The organism is Ventosimonas gracilis (assembly GCF_001580025.1).
GTDB lineage: Bacteria > Pseudomonadota > Gammaproteobacteria > Pseudomonadales > Pseudomonadaceae > Ventosimonas > Ventosimonas gracilis.
Map to the genome: position 1 here is coordinate 1 of NZ_LSZO01000159.1, position 14191 is coordinate 14191.

Annotated in this window: 11 protein-coding genes; all 11 read right to left on the reverse strand. The window is 52.7% G+C overall.

Annotated features, from left to right (window positions below; all coding sequences use genetic code 11):
• Positions 1-135: 135 nt before the first annotated feature.
• A complete protein-coding gene (locus AXE65_RS07695; protein WP_160330606.1) occupies positions 136-831 on the reverse strand; it encodes an SPOR domain-containing protein in 696 nt (231 codons plus the stop codon).
• A gap of 50 nt (positions 832-881) precedes the next feature.
• The gene (locus AXE65_RS07700) at positions 882-2444 is read right to left on the reverse strand and encodes a SpoVR family protein (RefSeq protein WP_068390419.1); all 1563 of its coding nucleotides are present in this window, start codon (positions 2442-2444) and stop codon (positions 882-884) included.
• Between the two features lie 16 nt (positions 2445-2460).
• Positions 2461-3729, reverse strand: coding sequence for a YeaH/YhbH family protein (locus AXE65_RS07705; protein ID WP_068390422.1), 1269 nt, complete (start codon positions 3727-3729; stop codon positions 2461-2463).
• A 57-nt stretch (positions 3730-3786) separates the two neighbouring features.
• Positions 3787-5709 carry a PrkA family serine protein kinase gene (locus tag AXE65_RS07710; RefSeq protein ID WP_068390424.1) on the reverse strand — a complete coding sequence of 641 codons (1923 nt, stop codon included), beginning with the start codon at positions 5707-5709 and terminating at the stop codon, positions 3787-3789.
• 153 nt (positions 5710-5862) lie between these two features.
• On the reverse strand, positions 5863-6672 hold the full coding sequence (locus tag AXE65_RS07715; RefSeq protein WP_068390427.1) for a symmetrical bis(5'-nucleosyl)-tetraphosphatase: 810 nt from the start codon (positions 6670-6672) through the stop codon (positions 5863-5865).
• A complete protein-coding gene (gene rsmA, locus AXE65_RS07720) occupies positions 6669-7466 on the reverse strand; it encodes a 16S rRNA (adenine(1518)-N(6)/adenine(1519)-N(6))-dimethyltransferase RsmA (RefSeq protein WP_068390430.1) in 798 nt (265 codons plus the stop codon). The genes AXE65_RS07715 and rsmA overlap by 4 nt, the downstream gene beginning before the upstream one ends.
• A 29-nt stretch (positions 7467-7495) precedes the next feature.
• A complete protein-coding gene (gene pdxA / locus AXE65_RS07725) occupies positions 7496-8494 on the reverse strand; it encodes a 4-hydroxythreonine-4-phosphate dehydrogenase PdxA (protein WP_068390432.1) in 999 nt (332 codons plus the stop codon).
• Entirely contained in the window at positions 8495-9175 is a 681-nt protein-coding gene (locus AXE65_RS07730) for a YiaD family glycine zipper/OmpA-like lipoprotein (RefSeq protein WP_338061938.1), read from the reverse strand.
• 42 nt (positions 9176-9217) lie between these two features.
• Positions 9218-10306: a prephenate dehydratase gene (pheA, locus tag AXE65_RS07735; protein ID WP_068390435.1), complete on the reverse strand. Its 1089-nt coding sequence runs from the start codon at positions 10304-10306 to the stop codon at positions 9218-9220.
• Positions 10303-11388, reverse strand: a complete 1086-nt coding sequence (serC, locus tag AXE65_RS07740; RefSeq protein ID WP_068390438.1) for a 3-phosphoserine/phosphohydroxythreonine transaminase — start codon at positions 11386-11388, stop codon at positions 10303-10305. The genes pheA and serC overlap by 4 nt, the downstream gene beginning before the upstream one ends.
• Complete coding sequence (gyrA, locus tag AXE65_RS07745; RefSeq protein WP_068390440.1) at positions 11385-14087, reverse strand: DNA gyrase subunit A; 2703 nt, start codon at positions 14085-14087, stop codon at positions 11385-11387. Before gyrA ends, serC begins: the two co-directional genes overlap by 4 nt.
• Positions 14088-14191: the final 104 nt, after the last annotated feature.

Sequence of the window (14191 nt, forward strand, 5' to 3'; positions counted from 1 at the left end):
GGGACGGCCTCGCATAATCCGGGTTACATTAAATGCGGCAGGGACGCACATTATCCCTGCCGCATTCAACGTAACCCTCCCTTATGCGAAGTAGTGAATTATAATAAAACAATATCTTATCTTGTGAATGACGGATTACGGCGTAAAGCGAGTAACAAAGCCCTTTAGCTGCTGTTTGATTTCCAGTTCACTGCGCAGATGGTTCGCTGCGTTGAGGTCTATTAATGGGCCTACCAAAACTTTACTCATGCCGTCTGCTGAGCGGATATAGGCGTTGTAACCTTTGCGGCGCAAGTCGTCGCGCAGTTTTTCGGCATTGCCGTGATTTTTTAGGCTGGCCAATTGGATCGACCAGGAAATGGGCAGGTTTGCGCTATCCAAGCGCCGTGTTGGAGATTGATTGGAAGCCACTGGCGTTTCCTTCACCACAGGCTTGGCGGGCGATTCAGTGGTTTTGCCTGTGGGTGCTACAGGTGTGTCAGGTACTTTGGCAACAAGCGGCGCATTGCTTTTATCAGAGAGAGGATCTGTGGTTTTCTCAATCGCAGGCTCTGCTTGCGATTCACTGGTTTCGGCAACAAGCGGGGAATTGCCCTCATTAGCGACAAGCTCTTGTGCCGCATCCGATTCGTCGTCAGCCGACATGAGTTGGTCTAAGGTAATATCAGTATCGTCATCCATTATCTGTGCCTCTGGCACAGTTGTTGTCTCTACCCGTATCTCCGGCATGGCAGGCATATTGGGCATATCAGGGATTTCAATCTGTACTTGTGCGGGTTCTTGCTCTTGAGTAAGCAGCATGGGCAGAAAGATAACGGCCAGCGCTGTCAATACAAAAGCGCCGAGTAAGCGCTGGCGAAGTTTTTGGTTTAACCAGGCCATCAGTGAGTTCGTCCGGGTAACAAAGAGGCGGGTAGAAATTCTTCCAATCGTAGATAATCGTCTTCTGTGCGTGGAGGCATATGCTGAGTCTGCATCAGTTGGTCATCCTTGATACTTTGCAAATGGATGTCAAATCCCCATAAGCGGTGTAAATGTTTAAGCACTTCGGTGCTGGATGTGGCCAGCGGCCTGCCCTGATATTGAAGATGGCGCAAGGTTAATGAACGGTCGCCACGGCGGTCAACATTCCAAACCTGGATATTCGGCTCGCGGCTTTCCAGGTTGTATTGCGCCGCCAAGGCTTCGCGGATGGCGCGGTAACCGGCTTCATCATGAATGGCGCTAATCAATAGTTCTTCTTCCTGCTCATCATCCAGTACGGAAAACAGTTTCAGCTCGCGGATAACTTTTGGCGAGAGAAATTGCAAAATAAAACTTTCATCTTTGAAACTTTTCATGGCGAATTTAATGGTTTCCAACCAGTTGCTACCCGCAATATCGGGAAACCAGAGCTTATCTTCATCGTCAGGCTTTTCACAAATGCGCACAATATCACGGTAAATGGCAAAACCCAAGGCATAGGGATTGATACCACTGTACCAAGGCTTATCAAAGGGCGGTTGATAGATAACGCTGGTATGCGCCTGCAAAAACTCCAGCATAAAACCGTCAGTAACTTTACCGGCATCGTACAAATCGTTCATCAATCGATAGTGCCAAAAACAAGCCCAACCTTCGTTCATCACTTGAGTTTGCCGTTGCGGGTAAAAGTATTGCGCCATTTTGCGCACAATACGTACCACTTCACGTTGCCAAGGCTCTAATAAAGGCGCGTGCTTTTCAATAAAATAAAGCAAATTTTCTTGTGGTTCGGCTGGCCAGTGCTTGTCTTCCTCGTTTTCTGTGTTTTTGCAGGCCGCTTTTGGAATGGTTCGCCAGAGGTCATTGATTTGTTTTTGCACATGGTCTTCACGTTCTTTTTGCCGCCGTTTTTCTTCTTCGGCAGAAATGGGCGAAGGGCGCTTATAGCGGTCTACTCCGTAGTTCATTAGCGCATGGCAAGAGTCCAGTAAATCTTCTACGGCTTTGATGCCGTAACGCTCTTCGCATTGATTAATATATTGTCTGGCAAACAGCAGATAATCAATAATGGAGTCGGCATCGGTCCAACTGCGAAACAGATAATTGCCTTTAAAAAAGCTGTTGTGTCCGTAACAGGCATGGGCAATCACCAGCGCTTGCATGCAGATGGTGTTTTCTTCCATTAAATAGGCAATGCACGGATTGGAGTTAATGACTATTTCATAAGCCAGCCCCATCTGTCCGCGCTGATAACCTTTTTGTGTATGCAAAAAATGCTTGCCGTAGGACCAGTGATGATAACCCAGCGGCATGCCAACGGAAGCGTAGGCATCCATCATCTGTTCAGCGGTAATGACTTCAATTTGATTGGGGTAGCAGTCCAGAGCGTATTTTTCAGCCAACTTGGCAATTTCTTGGTCATAGGCGCGGATTAACTCGAACGTCCATTCTGAGTCGGTAGAAATGGGTTGTCTTTTCATGGGTTGCTCCTAATCATTAACTAAGCTTGCGCTGGAACAACTGGCGAAATACCGGGTAAATATCGATCTCAGAGACCAATTGCTGTTGGGCAAAGCGCTCGGCAAAAGCATCACGTACCTGTTCATAAGCAAACCAGAGTGCTTGATGTTCGCGTGGGGTAATTTCCACATAGGTAAAATATTGCAATTGAGGCATGATTTGTTGCTTTAATATTTCACAGCACAGGGGTGAATCATCATTCCAATTATCACCATCGGAGGCTTGCGCGGCGTAAATATTCCATTCATTGACCGGATAACGCTTTTGCATGATTTCCTGCATCAGTTTTAATGCACTGGAGACTATGGTTCCGCCGGTTTCTCTTGAATAGAAGAATTCTTCTTCATCCACTTCCTTGGCACTGGTATGGTGGCGGATAAATACTACTTCTATTCGTCCATAATTGCGCTTTAAAAACAGGTAGAGCAGAATAAAAAAGCGTTTAGCAATGTCCTTGGTCGCTTGGGTCATGGAGCCTGAAACATCCATCAGACAAAACATTACCGCGCGTGAAGTAGGATTGGGTTGTTTAATCAGTAAGTTGTATTTTAAGTCGAAGGTATCCAGGAAAGGAACTTTACCGATGCGTATTTTTAGTTTTGCTATTTCTTCTTCAATAGCCTTGATATCGCTAAAGTTGTTTGGCTCTTGTAGTTGTAGGCGAGCAAGCTCTTGTTCGGCTTGTTTAAGGCGTGAACGGCTACTGCCGGTTAAAGCAATACGCCGTGCATGAGCACTGCGCAAGCTGCGGATAATATTGATGCGCGATGGATTGCCTTCATTACTGATACCCGCGCGAACCGTTTTAAAACTGTCTGTACCGGCCAAATGGCGTTTAACCAGATTGGGCAGTTCAAGGTCTTCAAATAAAAAACTTAAGAACTCTTCTTGGGTAATTTGAAAGACAAAATCATCCATGCCTTCGCCACTGTTACTGGCTCGCCCTCCCCTGCCTGCACCGCTACCGCTCTCAGGTCGCGGCACGCTGTCCCCGGCGATAAACTCTTTATTGCCGGGATGCACAGTGATTTGCCTGCCACCTTGACCGTGATGCAATACAGGTTCATCAATATCACGTGCTGGAATGCTGATTTGTTCGCCATGTTCCATATCGGTAATTGAGCGATGGCTAACGGCTTCATCCACTGCTTTTTTAATATGTTCGCGGTAACGTTGTAAAAAGCGTTGACGATTAACGGTGCTTTTATTCTTGCCGTTTAGACGCCGGTCAATGACATAACTCATGGACTTCTCCTGGCAAGGACGGTAGGTGCTTTTCAGCACCTACCGTTAATGGGTCTATTATTGCGATTTACGTACGCGCAGGTACCATTCGGAAAGCAGGCGCACTTGTTTCTCGGTATAGCCGCGCTCAACCATGCGACCAACAAAATCGCTGTGTTTTTTCTGTTCCTCTTTGCTCGCTTTGGCATTAAAGCTAATAACCGGCAGCAAGTCTTCGGTATTGGAGAACATCTTTTTCTCAATAACCAGGCGCAGTTTTTCGTAACTGAGCCATGGCGGATTTTTCCCCTGATTGTTGGCACGTGCACGCAGTACAAAGTTGACTATCTCGTTACGAAAATCTTTAGGATTGCTGATACCGGCGGGTTTTTCGATTTTTTCCAACTCTTCATTTAATGCGGTACGACTTAAGATTTCCCCAGTTTCCGGGTCGCGGTATTCTTGATCCTGAATCCAAAAATCGGCATAGAGCACATAGCGGTCAAAGATATTTTGTCCGTATTCACTGTAGGATTCGAGATAGGCGGTTTGAATTTCCTTGCCAATAAACTCAACATAGCGCGGTGCTAAATATTCTTTAAGATAGCGCATATAGCGTTCTTGTTGTTCGGCGGGGAACTGCTCTTGCTCAATCTGTTGTTCCAGCACGTATAACAGATGTACCGGATTGGCGGCAACTTCGTGTGGGTCGAAGTTAAACACCTTGGACAATATTTTAAAAGCAAATCGTGTGGACAGTCCGTTCATGCCTTCATCAACTCCGGCGCTGTCGCGGTATTCCTGTATGGATTTAGCTTTGGGATCGGTGTCTTTTAAATTTTCCCCGTCATAGACGCGCATTTTTGAGTAGACATTGGAGTTTTCTGGCTCTTTCAACCGTGAAAGTACCGAGAACTGCCCGAGCATTTTTAAGGTATCCGGTGCGCAGTGTGCACCGGTTAATGAACTGCTTTGCAGCAGTTTTTCATAAATATGGATTTCATCGGTCACGCGCAAGCAATAAGGTACTTTGACAATATAAATACGATCGATAAAGGCTTCATTATTCTTATTGTTGCGGAAACTGTGCCATTCCGATTCATTGGAATGGGCGAGGATAATGCCGGAAAACGGCAGGCCACCCAATCCTTCGGTGCTGTTGTAATTGCCTTCTTGGGTTGCCGTTAACAGTGGATGCAGCACTTTAATGGGTGCTTTAAACATTTCCACAAATTCCATCAACCCTTGATTGGCGCGGCATAATGCACCGGAATAGCTGTAGGCATCGGCATCATTTTGCGGGAACTCTTCCAACTTGCGGATATCGACTTTACCTACCAAAGAAGAAATATCCTGGTTGTTTTCATCGCCCGGTTCGGTTTTAGCAATACCCACTTGTTGCAAAATGGATGGATAAAGTTTAACCACGCGAAACTTGCTGATGTCGCCGCCAAATTCCGTTAGTCGTTTACTCGCCCAAGGCGACATGGCAGTACGCAAACAACGCCTTGGAATACCATATTCTTCTTCGAGAATAACCGCATCTTCATTGGGATTAAATAAACCCAAAGGTGATTCAAAGACCGGCGAGCCTTTGATCGCATAAAAAGGTACGTGCTCCATCAGTTGTTTGAGTTTTTCTGCCAAAGACGATTTACCACCACCGACGGGTCCTAGCAGATAAAGGATTTGTTTTTTCTCTTCAAGTCCCTGCGCGGCATGGCGAAAGAAGGCAACAATTTGTTCGATGCAATCTTCCATGCCGTGAAATTCAGCAAAGGCGGGATAACGGCGAATGACCTTGTTGGAAAAAATCCGCGACAGTCTGGAATCTGCCGAAGTATCCAATAATTGTGGCTCACCAATGGCAAGCAGCATACGCTGCGCGGCGCTGGCATAGGCACTGGGGTCTGATTTGCATAAATCCAGATACTCCTGTAGGGAGTACTCTTCTTGCCTGGTTGCTTCAAAGCGTTGTTGGAAGTGGCTAAAGATACTCATAGCAAACCTCACTTGTTGGAAAGATAGGGCTAAAAAGCAAGTGCTGTGTTGCAATATAGCGAATATTTACGCGCCGGTGCTGTAACTCTTGCTGTATTTCAACGGCAGAGTAGCCAAAATTTGACGGCTATTGCAGGTATTTATTACCGCCTCTCAACAGGCGCAGCTAAGCCGCTTACCGCTGTCCAGATTAAGCAAGGTCATCGCACCACCCCAGACGCAGCCGGTATCCAGTGCGTGCACGCCGGGTTCGTCGCAGCGCCCTTGTAGCGCCGCCCAGTGGCCAAACAGGATGGACTCTCCGCGCATTTTTCGCTTGCGGTGGCTGAACCAGGGCGCGTAGCCCGCCGGAGCGTTGCCCGCGTTTTCTTTAGTGGCAAGTTCCAGCTTGCCTTCTGCCGTGCAAAAACGCATGCGCGTGAAGTAGTTGGTAATCAGCCTGAGCCGCGCCGTGCCCTTTAGTTTTTTATCCCACTGGTTGGGTTCGTTGCCGTAAAGGCCGTCCAGATAGGCGGGTAGCTGCTGGTCATCGCGCAATGCGGTTTCGACTTCGGCGGCGCGTTTTAGCGCTTTTTTCAGCGACCATTGCGGCGGGATACCGGCATGCACCAAGGTCAATCCCCGTTGCTCGTCGTGGTGCAGCAGCTTTTGCTGGCGCAACCAGTCAAGCAGTTCGTCGCGCTCTGGCGCGCGCAGGATTTCATCCAGCGTATCGCTGCGCTTTAGATTGCGCCGGTTGTGTGCCACGGCGAGCAAATGCAGGTCGTGATTGCCGAGCACAGTTTGTATCGAATGACGGATGGAATAGAGAAAGCGTAAGGTTTCCAGTGATTTCGGGCCGCGGTTGACCAAATCGCCGGTGAGCCAGAGTTTGTCCTGCTGTGGATTAAAGTTCACGCGCTTGAGCAGGCATTGCAAAGGCGCAAGGCAGCCTTGCAGGTCGCCTACGGCATAGAGCGTCATGCGCCTTGCTGCGCCAGTTGGTCGGCCAGACGGACAAAGGCGGCTAAGTCCAACTGCTCGGGGCGCAGACTGGCATCCACTTCGGCAGCGGCAATGGCGTTTATATCCAGCAAGCGCGACAGACTGCTGCGCAGCATTTTGCGACGTTGACCAAAGGCTTCGCGCAGTAGGCGTTCGAGCAGCCGAATATCCTTGGCCGGATGAGGCAACTGTAGGTGGGGTGTTAAGCGGACAATGGCTGATTCCACTTTAGGCTCAGGGCGAAAGGCCGAAGGCGGCACCGTAAACAGGTACTGCGCCTCGCAGTAATACTGCACCATTAGCGAAAGTCGCCCCCAATCGCCGCTACCCGGCTTTGCCGCCAGTCGTTCAACCACTTCTTTTTGCAGCATAAAGTGCATGTCTTTAATCAGGTGCACTGATGCAAGCAGATGAAAAATCAATGGCGTAGAAATGTTGTAAGGCAGATTGCCAACCACGCGCAGCTTGCTCTGTTCAGTACTGACTTTGGCCAGTTCAAAACTCAGCGCATCGGCTTGATGCAGGGTGAAATTCGGCTGATGGCCAAAGCGCAGTAGCAGTGGAGCAATCAGGTCGCGGTCTAATTCGACAGCATCCAGTTGTGCGCCACTGGCGATAAGCTCTGCGGTCAATGCGCCCTGCCCCGGGCCGATTTCCAGTAGATGCTCGCCCGCCGTTGGCGCAATTGAGCGGACAATGCGCGAAATAATCGCCTCATCGTGCAGAAAATTCTGACCAAAGCGTTTGCGGGCGCGGTGTGGGTAGAGGGACATGAGTCATTGGCAACTAAAAACGGCGCAGTTTAGCATCTGTGGCTTTTTCGTCGTTCAGTCATTTGCTGCGCGACTTGTAACGCAACCTGCAAACTGCTGGCACTGGCCTTGCCGCTAGCGGCCAAATCCAACGCGGTGCCGTGGTCTACCGAAGTGCGGATAATCGGCAATCCCAAGGTGACATTCACTGCCGCGCCAAAGCCTTGGTATTTGAGCACCGGCAGGCCTTGGTCGTGATACATGGCGAGCACCGCGTCGCAGTGATCGAGGTATTTGGGGGTAAATAGGGTATCCGCGGGCAATGGGCCGGTTAGCTGTAATCCTTCACGGTGCAGCATATCCAGTGCGGGCGTGATGATTTCGTTTTCTTCAGAACCCAGATGACCGCCCTCCCCTGCATGCGGATTAAGGCCGCAGACCAAAATACGCGGTTTGGCAATGCCGAATTTATCGCGTAAGTCTGCATGTAAAATCCGCGCCACGCGCAAAAGCCGCTCGTGGGTAATCGCTGCTGCAACGGATTTCAGCGGCAGATGGGTGGTAACCAGTGCCACACGCAATTTTTCGCTGGCCAGCATCATCACCACTTGCTCACAGCCGCAGCGCTGCGCGAGAAATTCGGTGTGGCCGGAAAAGGCAATCCCGGCCTGATTGATAATGCCTTTGTGCACTGGCGCGGTAATCATTGCCGCAAAGGTGCCGTTAAGGCAGCCATCGACCGCGCGACTTAGCGTTTCCAGCACATAAGGCGCATTGGCCGTATCAAGCTGCCCTGCTGTTACCGGCGCGGCCAGCGGGCAGTCCCAAACATACAGACTACCCGCTGGCGCACTTTGCTGCGGAAAGTAGCCGGGGGCGACTGGATGCAGACGCACACGAGCCCCAAGCTGCTTGGCGCGGCTTGCCAGTAGCTCAATACTGGCGAGCACGACCAGCGGACGGGATTGATTTGTGCTTGCCAGTTGCAGGCATAAATCCGCACCAATACCGGCAGGCTCGCCAGCGGTGAGTGCTAATGGCGGCTTCAATCAATTGCCCGGCAGTGGCCGCAAAGTGATTTCCACCCGACGGTTTTGCGCACGTCCGGCAGCATTCACATTACTGGCGACCGGCTGGTCGGGGCCGACTCCGTAGCTGGTCAGTCGATGCGCTGGAATGCCCTGACGGCTAAGGTAGCCCGCCACGCTCTGCGCGCGTTGTTCAGACAGGCGCATATTGGTCTCGCGGCTGCCGGTGCTGTCGGTATGGCCGATTATTTCGATGCTGTTTTGGTCGAATTCGCGCAGATTGTCGGCGAGGCGATTGAGCGGTGTGTAGAAGTCACTGGCGATATTGGCGGAATTGGTGGCAAAGGTGACATCGGGCATCACCAGTTGCAGCACATCGCCCTGGCGGTTGACCCCTACCCCGCTGCCTTGCATCTGTGCCCGCAGCGCCGCTTCCTGACGGTCAACGTAGTAGCCGTAACCGGCACCGGCGGCACCACCGACGGTAGCACCAATCAATGCGCCTTTGCCGCGGTCTTTGCGGCTGGAGCTCGCCGCGCCTACGACCGCGCCGCCCAATGCGCCGATGGCACCGTATTTAACGGTATTACTCGTGCCTTGACCTTGTTGCTGACCGCCTTGTTGTTGCGGGCCGACGCAGCCCGCAAGCAGCGCAGCGCAAAGGGAAGCTGCCAGCAGGCGGATGGAACATTGCATCAACATGTTAGTTAACTCCATCAATGGTATTTCGATCCTGTACTTGCATTACAGCACAGCTTTTGGATAAGACCCCAGCACTTTCAGTGCCACGGCATCACTGCGAATTTTTTCCAGCACGTCTTTTATCAGCGGGTCTTGGTGGTGGCCGATAAAGTCGATAAAAAACACATAAGTCCATTTGCCGCTACGTGACGGACGGGTTTCAATGCGGGTTAAATCCACTGAATTGGCATGAAACGGCAGCAATAATTCATGCAACGCACCGGGTTTATTGCGCATGGAGACGATAATCGAGGTTTTATCGTCACCGGTCGGCGGTACCGGTTGATTGCCGATAATTAAAAAGCGCGTGGAGTTGTCCGGGCGGTCTTCGATTTTTTCAAACAGCCTGGTCAATCCATAAAGGCTTGCGGCCATGTCACCGGCAATGGCGGCGGAATTCCATTCACTTTTTACCCGTTTGGCGGCATCGGCATTGCTGGAAACCGCCACCCGCTCGACATTGGGATAATGCGCATCCAGCCATTTGCGGCACTGCGCCAGCGATTGCGCGTGCGAATAAATCCGCGTGATGCGGTCGGTTTTGGTGGTTTCGCCGACCAATAAATGATGATGGATGCGCAGCTCCACCTCGCCGCATATCACCAAATCGTGTTCGAGAAAGCTGTCTAGCGTGTGATTGACCGCGCCTTCGGTGGAGTTTTCCACCGGCACTACGCCAAAGTTGACTGCACCTGCGGCCACTTCGCGAAACACTTCATCAATCGCCGCCATTGGCGCGCTTTTTACCGCGTGACCGAAGTGTTTTAGCGCCGCGGCTTGGGTAAAGGTGCCTTCCGGCCCTAAAAAGGCGACTTTGAGCGTTTGCTCCAACGCAAGACAGGAGGACATGATTTCGCGAAACAGTCGTGCCATGTCTTCGTTATTTAACGGGCTTTGGTTGAGTTCCATGATGTGTTTGAGCACCCAAGCCTCGCGCTCGGGGCGGTAGAACATGGCCGCCTCGCCTTCGTCTTTTTTAACCTTGGCGACCTGTTGCGCACAGCGTGCACGTTCGCTGATCAGTTCGAGGATTTTTTCATCCAGTGCGTCAATGCGAAGGCGCAGCGCGGCAAGCTGTTCGGCGGCGCTCATTGGCTGTGCCCCCGCTCAAATTCGTCCATCCAGTCGACCAACGCCTGAACCGCTTCGAGACTGACCGCGTTATACAGCGAAGCACGCATGCCGCCTGCCGCGCGGTGGCCTTTTAAGCCCAGCAGGCCACGTTCCTCCGCGCCTTGCAAAAAGGCTTGATCCAAGCGTTTATCGGCCAGATGAAAAGGCACGTTCATCCACGAGCGCGCGCTGCTTTCGACCGCATTATGATAGAAGGCGCTGTTATCAATGGCTTGATAAAGCAGGTCTTTTTTCGCGTGGTTACGTTGCTGCATGGCGCTTAAGCCGCCTTGTTGTTTCAGCCAGTCAAACACTAATCCGGCCAGATACCAGGAAAAGGTCGGCGGCGTGTTGTACATCGAGCCGTTATCGGCGGCGATTTGGTAGTTAAGCAGCGTCGGGCAAGCGTGACGGGCGCGCCCTAATAAATCCTCACGAATAATCACCAAGGCAAGACCCGCAGGACCGATATTTTTTTGCGCACCGGCGTAAATCAAGCCAAAGCGCGAAACATCCAGCTCTCGCGAGAGGATGTCCGATGACATATCGGCAACCAGCGGTACTTCGCCGCTATCCGGTATCCAGTCAAATTGCAGACCGCCGATGGTCTCATTGCTGCAATAGTGCAAGTAGGCGGCGTTTTTCGACAGTTGCCAGTCGTTTTGCTTAAGTATGCTGTGATAGTCGCAAGCTTTGCTGCTCGCCGCTACATGCACCTTGCCGTAACGCGCCGCTTCGTTGATGGCTTTGCGCGACCAGATGCCGGTATCGATGTAATCAGCCTGTCCGCCATCTTCCAGTAAATTAAGCGGCACTTGGGCAAATTGCTGGGTGGCGCCGCCTTGCAGGAACAATACGCGGTAATGGCTGGGGACTGCTAACAGCTCGCGCAAATCCGCCTCGGCCTGTTCGGCGACCGCAATAAACTCTTTGCTGCGGTGGCTGATTTCCATCACAGAGATACCGCGCCCCTGCCAATCCAACAATTCGGCCTGCGCGCGCTGTAATACTTCGGTCGGCAGCGCGGCGGGACCTGCGGAAAAGTTATGCACGCGGCTCATGGATTTTCCTCGTCGTTATCGGCCACTGGATGGCTGTTTTCTTCAGCGATTTCAATACTGTCTTCTTCGACCACGGAAGGCTCTTGTACACGCTCCAGCCCCACCAAGGTTTCACCTTCGGCGAGTTTAATCAGGATAACGCCCTGCGCGGTGCGGCCGGTGCTGCGCACGCTGTCGGCCGGGGTGCGCACCAAGGTGCCCTGGTCGGAAATCAGCATGATTTCCTCGCCCTCTTGCACCTGCACGGCACCGATAAGCTTGCCATTGCGCTCGCCGGTGGACATGGCAATCACTCCCTGCCCGCCACGGCCTAGCTTGCTGGGATAGTCTTCCAGCGGCGTGCGCTTGCCGTAGCCGCGCTCGGACGCGCAGAGGATCTGCCCGCCGCTTTGCGGTATCAGCATGGCAATCAATTGCTGGCCTTCGCCAAGGCGCATGCCGCGCACGCCACGGGCAACGCGGCTCATGCTGCGCACGCGATTGGCCGGAAAGCGCATCGCCCGTCCGGCATCGGAAAACAGCATCACATCTTCACTGCCATCGGTTATCGCCGCGGCAATCAATCGGTCGCCTTCGGCCAGACGCAGTGCAATCAATCCGGCGCTGCGCGGGCGGGCAAATTGCGCGAGCGGGGTTTTTTTCACCGTGCCTTGCGCGGTTGCCATAAAGATGCAGGGAACGCCGCTGGTATCTTCCGTATCGTCCTCGCCCTCAATCTCCAGCACTTCATCCAGTTCTTCGTTTTCTGGCTCTGCTTCGCTTGCGGGAAGATTGGCGAGGTCAATTTGCAGTAATGCGGTAATGCGCTCGCCTTCAGACAGCGGCAGCAGATTGACTAAAGGCCGCCCACGCGCGCCGCGCGAGGCTTCGGGGATTTCAAAGGTGCGCAGCCAATAGACTTTGCCCTTGCTGGAAAACAGCAGCAAGGTCGCGTGACTGTTGGCGACCAGCAGATGCTCAATCCAATCCTCATCTTTAACGCCGCTCGCAGACTTGCCCTTGCCGCCGCGTTTTTGCGCCTGATAATCGGCGAGCGGCTGGGTTTTCGCGTAGCCGCCGTGCGAGATAGTGACGACGCGCTCTTCTTCGGCAATCAAGTCCGCCGTGGTTAAATCCAGGGTGCTGGCGATAATTTCGCTGCGCCGCGCATCACCAAATTCGCTGCGGATTTTTTCCAGTTCTTCGCGGATAACGTCCAAAAGCCGCTCAGGAATGGTCAAGATGCGCAGCAATTCACCAATCAGGGTCAGGATTTCCTGATATTCGGCGAGCAATTTATCCTGTTCCAGACCGGTTAAGCGGTGCAGGCGCATTTCCAAAATCGCTTGCGCCTGTTCCGGCGATAGCCAGTACAGGCCGTCCGTTTGCAGTCCGTATTCGATGGGCAAATCGTCCGGGCGGCAGCTTTGGGCGCCGGCGCGTTCGGCCATCGTTTGCACGGCGGTTGATTTAAATCCGCGCGCCAGCAGGCGTTCTTTAGCCTCCGCCGGGCTGGGCGAGGTCTTGATCAGCTCGATGACCTCATCGATATTGGAAAGCGCCACCGCCTGGCCTTCCAGAATATGCCCGCGTTCACGCGCTTTGCGCAGCTCATAAAGGCTGCGGCGGGTGACTACTTCGCGGCGGTGGCGGATAAACACTTCCAGCAGCGGCTTAAGCCCCAGTGTGCGCGGCTGGCCGTCCACCAGCGCGACCATATTGATGCCGAAGCTGACCTGTAGCTGAGTCTGCGCGTAGAGGTTATTCAGCATCACTTCGCCGGACTCGCCACGGCGCAGTTCAATCACGATGCGCATGCCGTCTTTGTCGGACTCGTCGCGCAGTTCGCTGATGCCTTCGATTTTTTTCTCTTTAACCAGTTCGGAGATTTTTTCAATCAGCCGCGCTTTATTGACCTGATAAGGCAGCTCATTAACGATGATTTGCTGGCGGCTGCCACTTTTATCCATGTCCTCGACATGCGCTTTGGCGCGAACCTTGATACTGCCGCGCCCGGTGCGATAAGCCGAAACAATACCGGCGCGGCCATTGATAATGCCCGCCGTGGGGAAATCCGGCCCTGGCACAAACTGCATCAGCGCCTCGACGGAAAGTTCGGGGTTATCCAGCAAGGCCAGCACACCGCCTATCACCTCGCGCAGATTGTGCGGCGGAATATTGGTCGCCATGCCCACGGCAATCCCCGATGAGCCGTTGACCAAAAGCGCCGGTACGCGCGTTGGCATCACCGCCGGGATTTGTTCCGTGCCGTCGTAGTTGGGCACCCAATCGACGGTTTCTTTATCCAGATCAGCCAAAAGCTCATGCGCGATTTTCGCCATGCGCACTTCGGTATAACGCATGGCGGCTGGCGGGTCGCCATCGACCGAACCAAAGTTGCCCTGCCCGTCCACCAGCATGTAACGCAGCGAAAACGGCTGCGCCATACGCACAATCGCGTCATACACCGCGCTGTCGCCGTGCGGATGATATTTACCGATTACGTCACCGACCACGCGGGCGGATTTTTTGTACGGCTTGTTCCAGTCGTTGCCAAGCTCCTTCATGGCAAACAGTACGCGCCGGTGCACCGGCTTTAAGCCGTCTCTGGCATCCGGCAGCGCACGCCCGACAATCACGCTCATCGCGTAGTCCAGATACGACTGTTTAAGCTCGTCTTCAATATTGACCGGCAGGATTTCTTTGGCCAGTTCAGTCATGGCAATGGCTGCTTCCTTAGGTTTCAGCGAAGGTTAAGGCGCTGAAAGCATGGCGGTAAAAGTACGCAATTTTAGCACAGCCAAGCTCAGCCTATGCGGGCGAC